18 protein-coding genes are annotated in these 17,731 nt (G+C 56.7%); 3 read left to right on the top strand and 15 right to left on the bottom strand.

What is annotated here, in order from left to right; genetic code table 11:
- Nucleotides 1-185: 185 nt before the first annotated feature.
- The 6 genes from E1297_RS32150 to scpA all read right to left on the bottom strand — a co-directional run bounded on the left by E1297_RS32150 (nucleotide 186) and on the right by scpA (nucleotide 5,665).
- Complete coding sequence (locus tag E1297_RS32150) at nucleotides 186-575, bottom strand: hypothetical protein (protein ID WP_155145273.1); 390 nt, start codon at nucleotides 573-575, stop codon at nucleotides 186-188.
- Nucleotides 576-612: 37 nt separating this feature from the next.
- Complete coding sequence (locus E1297_RS32155; RefSeq protein WP_209016131.1) at nucleotides 613-1,605, bottom strand: endonuclease/exonuclease/phosphatase family protein; 993 nt, start codon at nucleotides 1,603-1,605, stop codon at nucleotides 613-615.
- A 10-nt stretch (nucleotides 1,606-1,615) separates the two neighbouring features.
- Nucleotides 1,616-2,296 carry a molecular chaperone DjiA gene (locus E1297_RS32160; protein ID WP_155145277.1) on the bottom strand — a complete coding sequence of 227 codons (681 nt, stop codon included), beginning with the start codon at nucleotides 2,294-2,296 and terminating at the stop codon, nucleotides 1,616-1,618.
- Between the two features lie 45 nt (nucleotides 2,297-2,341).
- Nucleotides 2,342-2,830, bottom strand: a complete 489-nt coding sequence (locus tag E1297_RS32165) for a GNAT family N-acetyltransferase (protein ID WP_155145279.1) — start codon at nucleotides 2,828-2,830, stop codon at nucleotides 2,342-2,344.
- Nucleotides 2,827-3,429 carry a VOC family protein gene (locus tag E1297_RS32170; RefSeq protein WP_155145281.1) on the bottom strand — a complete coding sequence of 201 codons (603 nt, stop codon included), beginning with the start codon at nucleotides 3,427-3,429 and terminating at the stop codon, nucleotides 2,827-2,829. Before E1297_RS32170 ends, E1297_RS32165 begins: the two co-directional genes overlap by 4 nt.
- Nucleotides 3,430-3,538: 109 nt before the next feature.
- Nucleotides 3,539-5,665 carry a methylmalonyl-CoA mutase gene (gene scpA / locus E1297_RS32175; RefSeq protein ID WP_155145282.1) on the bottom strand — a complete coding sequence of 709 codons (2,127 nt, stop codon included), beginning with the start codon at nucleotides 5,663-5,665 and terminating at the stop codon, nucleotides 3,539-3,541.
- A 168-nt stretch (nucleotides 5,666-5,833) separates the two neighbouring features.
- Here scpA and E1297_RS32180 point away from each other — a divergent pair, with 168 nt between their 5' ends.
- Nucleotides 5,834-6,277, top strand: coding sequence for a DUF4174 domain-containing protein (locus tag E1297_RS32180; protein WP_155145284.1), 444 nt, complete (start codon nucleotides 5,834-5,836; stop codon nucleotides 6,275-6,277).
- Between the two features lie 76 nt (nucleotides 6,278-6,353).
- On the opposite strand, the gene E1297_RS32185 is transcribed toward E1297_RS32180, so the two are convergent.
- The 6 genes from E1297_RS32185 to E1297_RS32210 form a co-directional block, all read right to left on the bottom strand.
- Nucleotides 6,354-8,399: an acetyl/propionyl/methylcrotonyl-CoA carboxylase subunit alpha gene (locus tag E1297_RS32185; RefSeq protein ID WP_155145286.1), complete on the bottom strand. Its 2,046-nt coding sequence runs from the start codon at nucleotides 8,397-8,399 to the stop codon at nucleotides 6,354-6,356.
- Between the two features lie 117 nt (nucleotides 8,400-8,516).
- Nucleotides 8,517-8,720 carry a hypothetical protein gene (locus E1297_RS32190; protein WP_155145288.1) on the bottom strand — a complete coding sequence of 68 codons (204 nt, stop codon included), beginning with the start codon at nucleotides 8,718-8,720 and terminating at the stop codon, nucleotides 8,517-8,519.
- Nucleotides 8,721-9,177: 457 nt separating this feature from the next.
- Complete coding sequence (locus tag E1297_RS32195; RefSeq protein WP_155145290.1) at nucleotides 9,178-9,531, bottom strand: hypothetical protein; 354 nt, start codon at nucleotides 9,529-9,531, stop codon at nucleotides 9,178-9,180.
- Between the two features lie 136 nt (nucleotides 9,532-9,667).
- Complete coding sequence (locus E1297_RS32200) at nucleotides 9,668-10,123, bottom strand: DUF6497 family protein (protein WP_209016132.1); 456 nt, start codon at nucleotides 10,121-10,123, stop codon at nucleotides 9,668-9,670.
- A gap of 23 nt (nucleotides 10,124-10,146) precedes the next feature.
- Nucleotides 10,147-10,545, bottom strand: a complete 399-nt coding sequence (locus E1297_RS32205; RefSeq protein WP_155145295.1) for a cupin domain-containing protein — start codon at nucleotides 10,543-10,545, stop codon at nucleotides 10,147-10,149.
- A gap of 46 nt (nucleotides 10,546-10,591) precedes the next feature.
- Nucleotides 10,592-12,124 (bottom strand): acyl-CoA carboxylase subunit beta, encoded by a 1,533-nt coding sequence (locus E1297_RS32210; RefSeq protein WP_155145296.1) that lies wholly within the window; start codon nucleotides 12,122-12,124, stop codon nucleotides 10,592-10,594.
- A 181-nt stretch (nucleotides 12,125-12,305) separates the two neighbouring features.
- Here E1297_RS32210 and E1297_RS32215 point away from each other — a divergent pair, with 181 nt between their 5' ends.
- The gene (locus E1297_RS32215) at nucleotides 12,306-13,511 is read left to right on the top strand and encodes a multidrug effflux MFS transporter (RefSeq protein ID WP_155145298.1); all 1,206 of its coding nucleotides are present in this window, start codon (nucleotides 12,306-12,308) and stop codon (nucleotides 13,509-13,511) included.
- A 64-nt stretch (nucleotides 13,512-13,575) separates the two neighbouring features.
- Entirely contained in the window at nucleotides 13,576-14,976 is a 1,401-nt protein-coding gene (locus E1297_RS32220; protein WP_155145300.1) for a short-chain fatty acyl-CoA regulator family protein, read from the top strand.
- 47 nt (nucleotides 14,977-15,023) lie between these two features.
- On the opposite strand, the gene E1297_RS32225 is transcribed toward E1297_RS32220, so the two are convergent.
- From E1297_RS32225 to betA, 3 genes are all read right to left on the bottom strand, one after another.
- A complete protein-coding gene (locus tag E1297_RS32225; protein WP_155145303.1) occupies nucleotides 15,024-15,263 on the bottom strand; it encodes a YdcH family protein in 240 nt (79 codons plus the stop codon).
- Between the two features lie 100 nt (nucleotides 15,264-15,363).
- On the bottom strand, nucleotides 15,364-16,011 hold the full coding sequence (locus tag E1297_RS32230) for a thermonuclease family protein (RefSeq protein WP_155145305.1): 648 nt from the start codon (nucleotides 16,009-16,011) through the stop codon (nucleotides 15,364-15,366).
- Between the two features lie 54 nt (nucleotides 16,012-16,065).
- Entirely contained in the window at nucleotides 16,066-17,724 is a 1,659-nt protein-coding gene (betA, locus tag E1297_RS32235; protein WP_155145306.1) for a choline dehydrogenase, read from the bottom strand.
- Nucleotides 17,725-17,731: the final 7 nt, after the last annotated feature.

Genomic DNA, 17,731 nt, shown 5'->3' on the forward strand with positions numbered 1-17,731 from the left:
TGGATGCAGAGTGACGCGCCGATGGGTAAGTTGAAATTCTATCCAAAGAAACGAGAGCTTGAGTTGTTTCTGCCCGCCGCAACCGAACCTTTGTTCAATGAAGTTGCCGAGTCGCGCCTGAACTCGCTGGCAAATGCACTTAAATCGGAAACACGGGTGATCATGCAGCGCTAGGTGCTGATCAATCAGATATCCGTAGCGCCCTGTGGTTCTTCTTTTTGCTCTTCCTGATCTTCCGGCAGAATTTCTTGAGGCTGCGGCTGATCCGGCTTTTTACGGATAATGATATCGCCATTAGGCAGTATCTCGGGTGCTTCGTAAGCGCTCCAGTCCTTTACCTGTGCTGTGATTTCAGCCAGCGCTGGTCCCATTTCCTGAATGAACGACTGCATGGCGGGACCGAATTGCTCGGCCAATCCGCGCAAATCCTCAAGCGCGGGTTCCATTTCCTGCCGGAGACCTTCGAAGAACAGTTCAGCCCCCTGCTCCATCAGGGATTTCCCGTCATCCTCCTGCGCAGAGACAGGAGCAGTAGCGACGGTTAAAATGGCGGCTATCAAAGCAATGCGATGCATGGACCAAATATAGGACAGGCTCAATACGCTTGAAAGGTCACAAATCGATATCCAGAGTGACCGGGAAGTGATCTGACGCCGCCAGCAGCGCTTCTCGCAACTCGGGCAATGCCCAACACCCTGTATCGTTGAATGGATGCCAGATACGCCATTTTGGTTGGCGTTCGCGCAGATCTTCGCTGATCATCACATAGTCAAGCAGGGCCTCCAGAAACCGGCCTTCTTTAGGTTTGGGAAAACGTGCCGTTGACGGAATAGACCCCGGCCGCAAGCTGTTCGCGCTGACGGCATGTGGATCATAGAGCCCGGCATCCAATAGTATCTCAACCGACGAGCGCCCGAAGAGATGCTCAAACTCATCCAGACCGGGCCCGTCGTTCAAATCACCCAGCAGGACCACCGGCTCCCCCTCGGCGACATGCGCTTTCACCCGTCGTGAAAGCCATACGGCCTGTGCAAGCTGCTTACGTCGGTTGGCGATCGAGATCCGAATAGCCTCATCGCGGCTATCCGCTCCATGAGGTGCCTTGGATTTCAGATGCGCGCCGATCAGACGGAATTCAAAGCCTGACTTGCTTTTCACCGCCAATTCCATCGGCGGCTTGGAAAAGCGGACAACATCCTCGGTGGCGTCGACGTCCAGATCTATTCTGAACTCATGATCAAATCGAGGGGCTCGATTGTTACTGGTTTCCTTTGGGTCGTGGCGAACGCTCAACTGTTCAGGATCATATAGCAGCGCAAGTTCCTGATGCGTGTCGTTGGGAAATCCCATGATCGCCTGTGAGGTTCTGAGGTCGAAGGTCTCGGCAAACCTCTGAAGCGCGCGCACTGTGTTCTGACTTTTCCCGGTGTTTGGTGCTTCAACAATCAGGATTGCATCGGCATCAACCGCGCTCAACACCTTGGCAATGGCTTCAATCTGCTGAACCTTGGTGACATTGTGCCGGCCTGACCAGCTGTCATCGGCGATCAGAGTGTCATTCTTGTCGAACAGGTTGGCGAACCATTCGATATTGTAGGTCGCCAATCGCATAACTTCAGACCCGGGCGCCGTTGATCTCGTCCCATGCCCGGTTGATATCGATCATCTTCTTTTCGGCCAGACGGATCGCTTCTTCGGGAACACCACGCGCCATCATCGCGTCAGGGTGCGTGTCACGTACCAATTGTCGCCAGGTTTTACGAATCTCCGGCAATGGCGTTTCCCGGGTCACTCCAAGAACCGTGTAGGGATCATTCGGCGCATCCGGCACGAAACGCGCACGTAATGCCATGAACTGCGCTTCGTCCTGGCCGAAAATACGACTGACTTCCTCAAGGAATTCGTTTTCGTTGGGGTGGTAAAATCCATCCGCCATCGCGATGTGGAACAACCCTTCCATCAAATCGCACAGCGTGGTGCTGTCTTCGGAAAACATGCGCGCGATCTTACGGGCGTAATCCTGATAACCCGCGACATCGGTTCGGGCCATGTTGAAAACGCGTGCCGCGCCATCTTCGTCATCGCGAGCGATCTGGAATACCTCTCGAAAGGCTGTGACCTCATCGCGTGTCACCTGCCCGTCGGCCTTGGCCATTTTTGCGCCCAGCGCAATCACCGCGATTGCAAAGGCAACCGATCGTTCAGGCGGAGTCCGCAGCTTTTCAAAAACTGCGGTCAGGCTTTCGCCTTGGGCAAGCGCGCTCAGCGCATCGGATATGCGGGTCCAGATCGACATGCTTGCACCCTAGCGCGAGGAAACGTGACTGTCAGGTGCGACTAATCATTCCGTGGCAAGAATTTTCTGCATCAGAACAAGGTCCAACCAGCGATTCCATTTTCGGCCAACCTCGGGCATCCGGCCGACTTCGGTGAACCCAAGTGCTGAATGAAATGCGATTGCACCGGGGTTGTCGGATGAAACACCGGCGACCAGAACATGCACACCGTCCGCACGTGCGACGTCTTCAAGAGCAGTCATCAATGCCCGCCCCAATCCTCTACCTCGCGCAGCAGGAGACAGCTGAATGGAATGCTCACGTGAGTGGACGTAGCCCGGGCCGCCCCGGAATGGGCCATAGGTTGCAAAACCCAGCACTTGACCGTCTGCTTCGGCCACCAGATACCGGTTTCCACGCGCCTCAACATCTGCAGCAATGCTTTCAATACTGCGTTCATCGGTAGTGAAGGTGATCAGCGTCTCGCGGATGATTGCATTCGTTATGTCAGCGATTACCGGGGCATCCCCAACTTTGGCTCTTCGTACCATCATTCCAACACGCGCATCCCGCGCGGTGTTTCGAATTCGGCTCGCATGGCCACAGGTCCGGAATCAAACTCGACCAGTTCCAGTGGTCCCAGCAGTTTCGCCAGATCAAGCGCGTCAGGATGAAACACGACAAGGCGGCGCAACCTGCAGCCACTGGCCTGTAACATCTGTGCGGGGTGTAGATCGCCCTGCCACTGAATCAGCGCTGGAAACAGGTTATCAAATGGCAGGCGTCCCGAAGGTGGAACAGCCATGCGCCACCTCAGCGCTCCGCGTTCCAGATCTATTGGCTGCCCGGCCCCTTCAGATAAAGAAACAAGGTCAGCTTCAATATCCTCCACGCGGCAAATCCAGTTGGTCAGCCGTGGGGTGCCTGAAAACCGGTCCAGATCGAACCAACGGGGAAATTCTGGCGCGGGTGCATTCGGATCAACGGCAATCGCCTCAAGGTAAAGACCATCCGCCAGCCCCAACAGCCGGTTATAGGTTCCGAATCTGGCGTGCTTTCCGCCTTCCTGTAGCTTAACGCCCAACGCTTCTTCAACATGAGCGGCAGCTGCTTCAAGCGTTTCGCCCGCGACTGCCAAATGATCCAGAATCATACGCTCTCCCCTTCGGTATGACCTCAAAGAAAAAGCAGCGCGCGGGTGCACGCTGCTTTCAATGTCATCTTCGCCGAAAAATTCCGGATGGCAAGAGTGCCTTGGCACGTTATCCGCGGGCTTCCCCAATCAGGCGCAGGATGTCCTGTGCCGCCTCGGGGATATTCGTGCCCGGCCCGAAGATCGCCTTGACGCCGTGGTCATAGAGGAACTGGTAGTCCTGTTGAGGGATAACGCCACCACAGATCACGATGATGTCTTCGGCTCCGGCTTTCTTCAGTTCCTCGACCAGTTGCGGTGCCAATGTCTTGTGGCCCGCTGCCTGCGAAGAGATGCCGATGACATGAACATCATTGTCCACAGCGTCCTGTGCCGCTTCGGCGGGCGTCTGGAACAGCGGTCCTACATCAACGTCAAAGCCGATATCGGCAAAAGCTGTTGCGATGACCTTCGCACCCCGGTCGTGACCGTCCTGCCCCATCTTGACCACCAACAGGCGGGGCCGGCGGCCTTCAACTTCGGCGAAGTCTTCGATGGACTTCTGGATCGCGGCAAAGCCTTCATCACCTTCGTAGGCCGCGCCATAAACGCCGGCCAGGGTTTTCACCTCGGCGCGGTGACGGCCGAACTCTTTTTCCATTGCCATGCTGATCTCTCCTACGGATGCGCGGGCGCGGGCGGCCTCAACCGCAGCAGCCAGCAGGTTTCCACCCTCTTGGGCAGCCTTGGTCAAAGCGTCCAGCGCATGTTGGCAGGCAGCCTCATCACGGGTCGCACGGATGCGTTCCAGACGTGCAACCTGTGCCTCGCGCACGGCCACGTTGTCGACGTCCAGAATGTCGATCGGGTCTTCCTGTTCCTTGCGGTACTTGTTGACACCGACGATCACCTCTTCGCCCCGGTCGATCATCGCCTGACGGCGGGCTGCGCTTTCCTCGATCCGCAGCTTGGGCATACCGCTGGCAACCGCCTTGGTCATACCTCCCATTTCCTCGACCTCTTCCATCAGGGCCCAGGCTTTTTCGATCAACTCGTTGGTCAGGCTTTCGACGTAATAGGAACCTGCGAGCGGATCGACCACATCGGTCACTCCGGTTTCCTCCTGCAGCACCAATTGCGTGTTCCGGGCAATGCGGGCTGAGAAATCGGTGGGCAACGCAATCGCCTCGTCCAGAGCGTTTGTATGCAGCGACTGGGTGCCGCCCAGAACCGCGCTCATCGCTTCATAGGCAGTGCGGATCACGTTGTTATAGGGATCTTGCTCCTGCAAGCTGACGCCCGACGTCTGGCAATGGGTCCGCAGCATCTTGGACCGTTCGGATTTTGCACCGAAATCTGTCATCACCCGATGCCACAGCGTGCGTGCAGCGCGCAGTTTGGCGATCTCCATAAAGAAGTTCATTCCGATAGCAAAGAAGAACGACAGACGCCCGGCGAACTTGTCTACGTCCATCCCGGCCTGCGTCGCGGCGCGCACGTACTCACGCCCGTCTGCCAGCGTATAGGCCAGTTCCTGCACCAAGTTCGCCCCGGCCTCTTGCATGTGATAGCCCGAGATCGAGATCGAGTTGAACTTGGGCATCTCGTTCGATGTGAATTCAATGATGTCCGAGATGATCTTCATCGAAGGCTCAGGCGGGTAGATGTAAGTGTTGCGCACCATGAACTCTTTCAGAATGTCATTCTGAATGGTGCCGGACAGAACCGATTTGTCGTGCCCCTGCTCTTCGCCCGCAACGATGAAACTTGCCAAAATCGGGATCACCGCGCCATTCATCGTCATCGAGACCGAAACCTTGTCCAGCGGAATACCGTCGAACAGAATCTTCATGTCCTCGACACTGTCGATGGCCACGCCGGCCTTACCTACATCGCCAACCACGCGCGGGTGATCACTATCATAGCCCCGGTGCGTCGCCAGATCGAAGGCCACCGAAACACCCTGCTGACCGGCGGCAAGATTGCGGCGATAGAACGCGTTCGATTCTTCGGCGGTTGAGAAACCGGCATACTGACGAATGGTCCAGGGACGACCGGCATACATGGTTGCCTTGACGCCACGGGTGAATGGACCAAAACCGGGAAGTGACCCCATATGCGGCAGTTCAGCCGTGTCTTCCTGTGTATAGAGCGGCTTGACGTCGATGCCTTCCAGCGTCTCTTTGGTCAGGTCGTCCAACGGGCGACCGCGCAGCTCTTTCTCAGCCAGCGCCTGCCAGTCTTTCGTATCGGTCATTGCGATTTCCTTTTCTCAATTCGGTGCGCGCCGTGCCGCAGCCTGCGCGTTGTGATGTTCCGAGCCGCCCTGTGCGACGTAGCATCGCGCAATAATTTGAGCGCGATGTGCAATTCGCCGGTCGCATTCATCGACACAGGGGCTATATTCAAACGAACAGGAGGCCCCATGACACGAACGCTTGCCCTTGTTTTCTCGGCACTATTCCCGCTGGCCGCTATGGCTGCGGATGGGTCTGCACCCGATGATGAATTTGTTCGCCCCGCTGGTGACAGCGAGTTGAGCGAATACTTGTGGATCAACCGACCCATCGTCGTTTTTGCCGATACGCCCGCCGACCCTCGGTTCCAGCAGCAGATCGATATGCTGCTGGAAGGTGAAGACGCCATGCGTGATCGGGATGTCATTGTCCTGACCGACACCGATCCGTCTGCCCGCTCTCCGATCCGGTCACAGTTGCGGCCGCGAGGGTTCCAAATGGTGTTCGTCGACAAGGACGGTGTCGTCAAACTGCGCAAGCCGTCCCCATGGAGCGTGCGCGAAATCGGCCGGTCCATCGACAAAACGCCCCTGCGCGAACGCGAAATCCGCGAACGGCGCGAGGGCGGCTGAGCGCTTTCGCCACGCCAAAGCCCCCCGGCGCAGCACGCCGGGACGTCTTGGGGATATGACAAAAGCGCAACCATGATCACTCGAACTCGATGATCACGTCATCCACGGCGAGGCTGTCGCCGGGGCCAGCATTGACCTTGGCCACGACGCCCTTCTTCTCGGCGCGCAGGATGTTCTCCATCTTCATCGCCTCAACGGTGCAGAGCGCCTGACCTTCCTGAACTTCCTGCCCCACTTCTACGTCGACTTTGACGATCAGTCCCGGCATCGGGCACAGCAGCATTTTCGAGGTATCAGGCGGCAGCTTTTCTGGCATCAGCTTGGCCAGCTCTGCCGCGCGTGGGCGGCGGACATGCACCTTGAGATCCGCGCCACGGTTCCGAATGCGGAATCCACCGGACACTTTGCCAGCTTTTAGCACTAGCGGGCTGCCGTCGACATCCAGGACGGCCAACTGGTCGCCGGGCGTCCAGTCGGATGCGACACGCAGGGTCGATCCATCCTCAAATTTGACAGTCGCGCCTTCTTTGTCCGCGTTGACCTGAACTGCGTATTCCTGTCCTTGCAGCGACACGACCCAGCGTTTGCCAACCTTGCGCTCGTGATTGTCCATCCGGCCCGAGACGCGAGTACGACGGATTTCCGCAACCCGATGCATGGCGGCACATGACGCTGCAATACGACGCAGATCGGTCTCAGACAGTTCAACGCCTTCAAAGCCGTCTGGATACTCTTCGGCGATGAAAGCCGTAGTCATATCGCCACTGATGAATTTGGGATGATCCATCACGGCCGACAGGAACGGCAGGTTGTGACCGATCCCCTCAACCTCAAAACTGTCGAGCGCCACACGCATCGCCTCGATGGCTTGCTCACGGGTCGGTGCCCATGTGCACAGCTTTGCGATCATCGGGTCATAGTACATGCTGATCTCGCCGCCCTCATAAACGCCGGTGTCGTTGCGCACGGCTGCGTCACCACTTGGGGCCTCACCCTGCCATTTATCATTGACCAGCAATGGTCCGGCCGCGATTTCCTGAGGCGGGCGATAGCGGGTCAGACGACCGATGGATGGCAAGAAGTTACGATACGGATCTTCCGCATACAGACGGTTCTCAATGGCCCAGCCGGTCAGCGTCACGTCGTCCTGGGTGATGGACAGCGGCTCACCCGCTGCAACACGGATCATCTGTTCAACCAGATCGACGCCTGTGATCAGTTCAGTCACCGGGTGTTCCACCTGAAGGCGGGTGTTCATTTCGAGGAAGTAGAAGTTCTTGTCGCCATCAACGATGAACTCCACCGTACCGGCACTGGCATATCCTACGGCCTTGGCCAGCGCGACGGCCTGCTCACCCATTGCGCGGCGAGTATCCTCATCAAGGAAGGGCGACGGTGCTTCTTCCACAACTTTCTGGTTGCGGCGCTGGATCGAACATTCGCGCTCACCCAGATAGATGCCGTTGCCGTGACTGTCGCAAAGTACCTGAATCTCGATATGGCGCGGTTGGGTCACGAATTTCTCGATGAAAATCCGATCATCCCCAAAGGAGTTCGCGGCTTCGTTCTTGGATGACTGGAAACCTTCGCGTGCTTCTTCATCATTCCACGCGATCCGCATGCCCTTGCCGCCGCCACCGGCACTGGCCTTGATCATCACCGGGTAACCGATCTGCTGGCTGATTTTGACGGCCTCATCGGCGTCTTCAATCAAACCCATATAACCAGGCACGGTGGAAACGTTGGCATCCTGCGCGATCTTCTTGGATGTGATCTTGTCGCCCATCGCCTCGATGGCCCCTTTCGGCGGGCCGACAAAAGCGACGCCCTCGGCCTCAAGCGCCTCGGCAAACTTGGCGTTTTCCGAAAGGAAGCCATAGCCTGGGTGAACAGCCTGTGCACCGCTTTGACGAATGGCATCCATCACCTTGTCGATGACGATATAGGACTGGTTGGCCGGGGGTGGACCGATATGCACGGCCTCGTCCGCCATTTCCACATGCAGCGCCTGTTTGTCCGCATCCGAATAGATGGCAACGGTGCCGATTCCCATCTTGCGCGCGGTTTTAATGACCCGGCAGGCGATCTCACCCCGGTTGGCGATCAGGATCTTGTTGAACATGGAACGTCCTTTGTCTTGGTGTTCTGGGAACGCAAAAACGCCGTTGCAAGGCGAAAGCCCCACAACGGCGTGATGCGTGATGACGGTCGGGGCAACGGATGCCCCGCAATGTTCTTGTTAGCTGCAGTTCTTCTGCGTCTTGCAGTAGAGCACGTTTCCTGCGGCCCCGACTGCGGCTCCGAATATCGGATCTGCGTTGAGGACGGCCGCACCGACCGCACCGGCGCCGCCACCAAGCAGCGCTTGCTCGCCGGTTGTGTCTCCGCAGGCCGAAACGCCCGCACAGGCGGCCAGTACAAGGATAAGTCGTGAGATTCGCATGATATCTGCCCCTTTGGATTTTTTATCGCGATCGGGTGCAGATGCCGGAATAGCCCGCTGTTATTCAATATCAGATCCGATGATCCCGGCTTTTGCGCAGATATTTGCTGCTTTAAGACTGATATACGCGCAAAGAAAAACGCGGACAGGACTATGTGGGGAACACAAGCCTGTCCGCGGAAGGAAGGGGTACGGAATAGTAGGTGCATGTGCGGCGCAGGCAAAGTAGAGCCGCACGGCCCGCTCACCTTGCATGGCACAATTCCACCCGCCAACCAGTCATTGTTTCCATTTGAATTTCCGGCTGGTTTCTGCCCATCCGCAGAATTTCCGCGCAGAAATGCGCCGACAGCGGCCTTAGTCGTAAAGGGAAAATGCACCACATCACCCAGATAAATAGCGCCTTTTTGTCCCTGAACACTGGACATTGCGATATGTGCCGCCGTCTGGACCAACTTCAGCCAACCCCGTCAAAGATATCGGGAAAGGACTGCCGTGCCGCATCCAAATCGATCACCAAAAGTGCGTCATAACTTTCAGGATCAAACGGGTCTTCTGCCGCGATAACCTCACGCCCGAAAAGCCAGCTCAGACGACCGGCATCCAGATTGCCACGCTCAAATGGCTGATCACCAAAATGCTCCCACAGCGCTTCCATAAAGGCTGTATCCGCGCGCCGATCTGCCGGTTTGCGATCCCGGAACCGTTCACGTTGGGTTATTGGCGTCACGCCCTTCGGATTGGCGCGCCGGATTGTGAACTGAAAATCAGTGCCGGCTAAACGACCGGGAAATCCGCGATGTTTCAGCATACCTGCACCTCGCCGGGCAAACTGTTAGAATAGAAAAGAAAAAGACTTCCGTTCCGGAACGGGTTCTCCATGCGCACCTCCAAAGCCGCATCGTTTCGCTGAAACGCGCCAACAACATGAGATGATCCCCTCATGGTCAGAGCCCCTCCCAGATACACTGGGATTGTTCCAGCCGATAGGCTTCGAAAAACTGCGTGGCATCGGGCGAGGCATTGCCGAATTCGATCGCGCGGTCGGAGAAAGAGATAACCACAAGCGCTGGCTCCAACTGGTGCTTATTTACGTAAGGGACAGCCAGAGTTTCACACAGATGCGCCATGTCCGTCGAAGCCACGTCATAGCCGATCCGCCCTACGGTCGAGCCGATCTTTGGAGCGATGAAACGGAAGCGCAACCACAGCTCGCCCGGATTGTTGTCGAGCAGCACATCGCTCAGTTCGACAGGCTGGCCTGAGGGAACGGGCAAAAGGGCATCGGTTAGCCCGGCAGTGGGTGCCATCAGGGCAAGAGCCAGAACAAGAGCACGGCCCCGGCCCTGCCAATGGCAGGCTCCTCCTTCCGGGGCCGCGTGCGCAGCACCTTTGGTGTGCACGATTCTATGTCTGGCAGAGCAACTCATGGCGCCGATTCGTCGCTGGTGTCAAATTGCGAGGGCGAAGTGATCTCGATCAGCTCCATTTCGTCCGAATGTCGGACTTCACGATGCACGATCCCGGGTGGTTGCAGAATGCAGGACCCTTCTCGCAAAAGATGCTCGCCCTGCCCTTCGTATTCGAAGACCACCCAGCCCTTGGTGACATAGACCATCTGAAAATCCAGTTCATGCGAATGCCAAGAACCCGGGCTTTCCATCCCGGGAACGGCCCGGATCACATGAGCCCCGAATTTACCCTGTGTCGCGTCTTTGATCCCGAGGTCCCGGTATTCAAAAAAGGCGCGCAATCCCTCGCCGACAAACGGGGACGTGTCGGCGTGGGATACGTTAAAGGCTTGGTTTTTCCAGATTTGAGACATCCGTCACCAATGGCTGTTGATCAGGCTTTCAGTTGGACTGCGTACATCACAAAGGAATGTTGTCGTGTTTTTTCCATGGGTTCTTCAGCTGCTTGTTACGCAGGCTGGCAAAGGCCTTGGACACACGGCGGCGGGTTGATTGCGGCATGATCACCTCGTCGATAAAGCCACGCTCGGCCGCAACGAAGGGATTAGCGAACCGGTCTTCGTAGTCCTGCGTGTGCTGCGCGATCTTCTCAGCATCTCCCAGATCGGCACGGTGGATAATCTCGGTCGCGCCTTTTGCGCCCATCACCGCGATCTCGGCGGTGGGCCACGCATAGTTGAAGTCTCCGCGCAGGTGCTTGGAGGCCATAACGTCATACGCCCCGCCATAAGCCTTGCGGGTGATCACGGTAACCTTTGGAACGGTAGCTTCGCCATAGGCAAACAGCAACTTGGCACCGTGCTTGATGACACCGCCATATTCCTGCGAGGTTCCCGGCAGGAAGCCCGGCACATCTACAAAGGTCAGGATCGGGATTTCAAAGCAATCACAGAAGCGTACGAACCGCGCCGCCTTGCGGCTGCTGTCGATATCCAGACAGCCCGCCAGAACCATAGGCTGGTTTGCTACGACACCAACAGTCTGCCCCTCGAGCCGGATGAAACCAGTGATGATATTCTTGGCGTAATCTTCCTGAATCTCATAAAAATCGCCCTCATCTGCCACTTTGGTGATGAGTTCTTTCATGTCGTAGGGCGTGTTCGGATTTTCCGGGATCAACGTATCCAGCGAAGTTTCAATCCGGTCGGGCTCATCAAAGAATGGGCGAACGGGTGGTTTTTCGCGGTTGTTGAGCGGCAGGAAGTCGACGAGGCGACGAACCTCGGCCAGTGCTTCAACATCGTTTTCAAAGGCGCCGTCTGCGACGGACGATTTCTTGGTGTGGGTCGATGCGCCGCCGAGTTCCTCAGCAGTTACAACCTCATTCGTGACGGTTTTCACAACGTCGGGGCCAGTCACGAACATATAAGAGGTGTCTTTAACCATGAAAATGAAGTCGGTCATCGCAGGGCTGTAGACCGCGCCACCGGCACAGGGGCCCATGATGACGCTGATCTGCGGCACAACGCCCGAGGCCATGATGTTGCGCTGGAACACCTCGGCATAGCCCGCAAGCGAGGCCACGCCTTCCTGGATTCGCGCACCTCCCGAGTCGTTGATGCCGATCACCGGCGCGCCATTCTGCATCGCCATATCCATGATCTTGCAGATTTTCTGGGCGTGCGTTTCAGACAGCGACCCACCGAAGACGGTGAAATCCTGCGAAAAGACATAGACCATGCGGCCGTTGATCGTGCCCCAGCCGGTCACAACGCCATCACCCGCAGGCTTTTGATTTTCCATTCCGAAATCGGTACAGCGGTGACTGACGAACATATCGAATTCTTCGAAACTGCCTTCGTCCACCAGCAGCTCGATCCGCTCACGCGCGGTCAGTTTCCCACGGGCATGCTGCGCATCGATACGCTTTTGCCCACCACCCAGTCGCGCGGCTTCGCGACGATCTTCGAGCTCGGAAAGGATGTCCTTCATCACGATAGTCCCCTGTGAAATTTTCCGGGACAATATAGGTTGCTGAAGGTGACCCAAAGGCTTTTTCCGCAAATTTGCAAAATTTTGGAAACCAGTCATGTGACAACTGCAAATTTGTTAATTAACGAATTAAGCCATCAATCTGATAGTAATTCCGAAATGCAGGCTCTAAGTGTGAACCATGCAGTTCAGTTCGCGCTCGATAGGGCACACTCCACCAACGCTTGCCACGCTGGTCCTGTTGTCAGGATTGTCAGCGCTGAGCATGAATTTGTACCTGCCCAGCCTGCCCTTCATGGCTGTCTATTTCGAAACCGACTACAAGGTGATGCAGCTTTCGATAGCACTGTATCTGCTTGTAAACGCGCTCATGCAGATCCTGATCGGCCCCATCGCAGACAAAGCCGGTCGCCGACCGGTGCTACTGTGGGGTCTTGGGCTCTTTCTGCTGGCTACGCTTGGCTGCATCTACGCCCCGAACGTCGAACTCTTTCTGTTTTTCAGAATGAGCCAGGCTGTCATCGTTGTTGGCCTTGTCCTGAGTCGGGCCGCGGTTCGCGACATGTTCGAACAGGATCAAGCGGCATCAATGATCGGTTATGTGACAATGGGCATGGCTGTTGTTCCGATGATAGGGCCAGCCATTGGCGGGGTGCTGGAAGAAAGCTTCGGATGGAAGGCGAATTTTTGGCTGCCGTTCGGATTGGCGGTTTTAGCATTGGCGCTGACCTACATGGATTTCGGTGAAACTTCGGCCAAAAGCGGCAAGACATTGATGCAGCAATTTAGGGAGTATCCCGAGCTGCTGACCTCGCCCCGTTTCTGGGGCTATTCTCTGTCCTCAGCATTATCCTCGGGCGCTTTCTTCGCCTATCTGGGCGGCGCACCCTTCATTGGAACCGAAGTGTTCGGACTGACGGCCGCCGAAGTGGGCATCTATTTTGGTGCTCCCGCTGTGGGATATTTCTTTGGCAACTTCATAAGTGGGCGTTATTCGGTTCGCTTTGGCGTCAACAGAATGGTCCTGTGGGGATGCTGGTTGAATGCAATTGGCGTCGCGCTGTCCGCTGCCCTGTTTCTTGTGGGTATGGGAACTGCATTCAGCTTTTTTGGCTTCATGACCTTTGTCGGCCTCGGAAACGGTATGTCCATCCCCAACGCAACTGCTGGTTCCTTATCCGTGCGCCCGCATCTTGCCGCCACGGCGTCAGGATTAAGCGGTGCAATCATGCTGGGTGGCGGCGCCGCTTTGAGCGCACTTGCCGGTGCGTTACTGACCCGTGAAACCGGCGCAATGCCCCTGCTATGGTTAATGCTCGCAACCTCGATCCTGGCCATAATTGCCATCAGCAGCGTCATTTGGCGCGAACGGCAACTGGGACTTTAGGTCGCTTGCACTGAAAGGTTTGCAAAGTTAGCCTGCAGCTTCAGGAAAGCTGCAAAGATTCATCATGGCCACCCAAAAACTTTATGCCGGTGCAAAGCTGCGCGAGATGCGTACACGGCTGTCGCTGACCCAAAAGGAATTCGCTGCCAAGCTTGGCGTTTCGCTCCCTTATCTCAATCAGATGGAAAACAATAATCGTCCGATTTCGACGACGGTTGTTCTGGCTCTGGCGCAAGAATTCGGGATGGATGTGACCGAACTGAGCACTGGGGACAGTGAAAGGCTGGTCTCGGACATGCGCGAAGCACTGGCCGATCCGGTATTTGCAGATTCGATGCCCCCTCTGGCTGATCTGCGTCTGACTGCATCAAACGCACCCGCCTTGGCGCGTGCCTTCATCGACCTGCACAAGACCTATCGCCAAACTCATGAAAGGTTGGCTTCGCTGGATGAAGCACTCGGACGCGAAGACGCGCGCACGCAGGCCAGCCCTTGGGAAGAAGTGCGCGACTTCTTCCACTATTGCGACAACTACATCGACGCGGTCGACCGCGCTGCTGAAAGGTTTGCCGAACGTGCGGAAGATCCTGGCGGCATTCGTCAGGCGGCCATCAACAGCCTTTCTGAAAGGGGCATTCAGGTCCGTTTTGCTGACATCGAAGACATGCGCAACTATGATTCCGACACCAGAACGTTGCGCCTGTCCTCACGTGCCGCGCCACAGACTCAGGTGTTTCAGCTGCTTCTGCAAGTGGCCCTGATCAGTCAGGACAAGCTGCTGGAAGCAACACTGGATTTCGCACGCTTTCAAAGCGAAGAGGCCCGTTCAATCGCCAAGATCGGCCTTGCGAACTATTTCGCGGGCGCGTCGCTGATGCCCTACGGGGCATTTCTGGCTGCCGCGCAGGAAGATCGCCACGATCTGGAATTGCTCAGCAACCGGTTCGGCGCATCAATTGAACAGGTCGCCCACCGCTTGTCGACACTGCAACGGCCCGGCGCCAAGGGCATTCCGTTCTTCTTTGTCCGGGTGGACCAAGCCGGAACCATCACCAAACGCCATTCTGCCACACGCCTGCAATTTGCGCGCTTTGGAGGGGCATGTCCTTTGTGGAACGTCCACCGCGCCTTTGAAACACCCGGCCATTTCCTGCTGCAACTGGCGGAAACCCCGGATGGAGTAAGGTACATCTCGCTGGCGCGGGATGTTTCTAAATCGGGGGGGTCTTTCGGCGCACCCGTACGCAGATACGCCATCGCATTGGGGTGTGAAGTCCGCCATGCCGAGGCTTTGGTCTATGCCGACAACCTCGACATCAATAACGCAAGCGCATACGAGCCTATTGGGATTTCCTGCAGAATTTGCGAGCGCCAGACCTGCCATCAAAGGTCTGTTCCACCGCTGGAGCGTCGCCTGACAATCGATGCCCATACCCGCGGCACGCTGCCCTATGAGGTGACTTAAGCGCTACAATACGTGGCGGGAGCGCTGCCCCCGCCCGTGTTTGTCGATCAGGATTTGGACAGGATCGCCCAAATCTCATCCTTGAGTGCTGCCCGTTTTTTGCGCAGCTCCACCTCAGCCAACTCTTCCATCGGTTCGATATTGGTTTCAGCCCGATGTACGGTTCGATTGATCTCGTGATATTCGTCAGACAGTCGGGCGAAATGGGCATCCGATTGCTTGAGCTGGCTCATCAACTCGACCTTGTCGGGAAACTCTTCGGCCAGTTCATGCGGGGTGTGAGACATTGCTGTTCGCTCCTTGATCTATCGTTACAAACTATTGGTAAAGGTGATCGTTCCATACCTCTTTGACCCGGATCAAATTTTGCCGGATTTCATTCAATATTCAACGCTTTGCCGGTCGCCATCCAGCAGATCGGGCTTCTGATGCCGAGCAGAACCATCGCTCACCCTTGCGTTGGCTGATTTTTGTCTTCGCATAGTATTTCTGTCCGGGGGCATGGTAAATGCGTTCGCCACTGGACGAGATGTTTCCTTTGATCTGACAGGGCTGTGAGTTCTGGTTGCGTCCTAATGCCCGGTGGACCCAGGGCACCTGCACCTGCCCCGCATGCAACCCCTGATTTGAGGCGACCGCTTTTGTTTCAGCAGCAACATAATCGTTGGAGTATTTGCGATAGGCAAACGCGAGGCCCTCAAGAACCATTACCTGCGCGACATCTGTACCGCGCACGTTGCAACGTGCGACCACCCGATCGTATCGATCCCGGTCACGTGGTACGCAAGCCGCGGTCTTTCCCTCAAAACGCTCTTTGACCTGTTGGGTAGCCCAAGCCCCGCAAGACCAGTTTTGGCCCTGCGCATCCTTGCAGGACTGATCCAGTTCCGGAGCGTCGATCCCATGCAGACGAACGCGGACGCCACCCACATCCCATGTGTCGGCATCCACGACGTGAACACGCCCTTCGATCCGATCCGCTGAAAATGCCGCGACCGGGAAAGCCAGAACAAATGCTAAACAAATCCTTAACATACCTCCGATATGCACCCGACCATGGGTGCTTTCAACGGGGGCTGTTAAGAAAGGTTAACGCTGTGCCACTGCCCAGTTAGGATTGATCCACGGACGGTCATTTGCCTTGGGCAATGGATCCTTGCCCAGCAAATGATCCGAAACCTTCTCCCCCACCATGATAGATGGCGCATTCAGGTTTCCGTTGGTGATCTGCGGGAAGACCGAGCTGTCGGCAACGCGCAGCCCATCTACGCCGATCACACGACCTTCGGGATCAACAACCGCGTTCTTGTCATCGGCACGTCCCATCCGGCAGGTCCCACAAGGGTGATAGGCACTTTCGGCATGTTCCGCGATAAAGCCGTTCAACTCTTCATCCGTCTGCACGCCCGCCCCCGGCTGGATTTCCTTTCCGGCATATGGCTTGAAAGCGTCCTGACCAAAGATCTCACGGGTCAGGCGAATGCAGGTGCGGAAATCTTCCCAGTCCTCTTCATGGCTCATATAGTTGAACCGGATAACCGGCGCGTCTTCGGCCTTGGCCGAACGCAATGTGACCGCGCCACGCGACGGCGACCGCATCGGCCCCACATGTGCCTGGAAACCATGCCCTTCAGCTGCTGCCTGACCATCGTAACGCACAGCGATTGGCAGGAAATGGTACTGAATATCAGGATATTCCACGCCGGGCTTCGAGCGAATGAACGCCGCGCTTTCGAATTGGTTCGATGCACCCAGGCCGGTTTTGGTAAACAGCCACTGCGCCCCGATCAGACCTTTGCTGATCAGATTCCAGTGCTTGTAGAGCGTAATGGGCTGCAGTGATGCTTGCTGGATATACAGCTCCAAATGGTCCTGAAGGTTCGCACCAACACCCGGTCGGTCAGCAACAACCTCGATCCCGTGCTCAGCCAAATGCGCTGCGGGACCAATGCCCGATAACATCAGCAACTTGGGTGAGTTGATGGAGGACGCGGCCAGTACCACTTCGCGCCGTGCGCGGATGATTTCTTTCTTGCCGCCTCGGACAAGTTCGACTCCGGTTGCACGACCGTTTTCCATAACAACGCGCGAGGCCAGACCACGAACGACGTCACAGTTTTCTCGTTTGAGGGCGGGTTTCAGATAGGCATTTGCCGCCGACCAGCGCCGTCCTTTCCAGACGGTCTGCTCCATCGGGCCAAAGCCTTCCTGCTTTTCCCCGTTATAGTCACCGGTGACTTCGTAACCCGCCTGTTGACCCGCATCGACGAAGGCCTGGAACAGCGGATTTGCACGCGGCCCACGCGAGACATGCAACGGGCCATTGGTACCACGCCAGGTCGGATCTCCGCCATGGCCACCGTCATGCCATGTCTCCATGCGTTTATAATACGGAAGCACATCAGCATAGGACCATCCATCTGCCCCCATCTCGGCCCAAGTATCGAAATCGCGCGCATGGCCACGCACATAGACCATGCCGTTGATCGAAGATGACCCACCGATCACCTTGCCACGCGGACAGGCCAGTCGGCGGTTGTTCAGATGTGGTTCCGGCTCGGATTGATAACCCCAGTCATAGCGCGACATGTTCATCGGGTAGCTGAGCGCCGCCGGCATCTGGATGAACGGACCGGCATCTGTGCCGCCATGCTCGATCACCAGAACCGAGGCCCCTGCCTCACTCAGGCGATAAGCCATCGCACAACCCGCGGATCCTGCGCCAACGATGACGAAATCTGCTTCCATATTCACG

It is taken from the genome of Roseibium sp. RKSG952 (assembly GCF_009711355.1).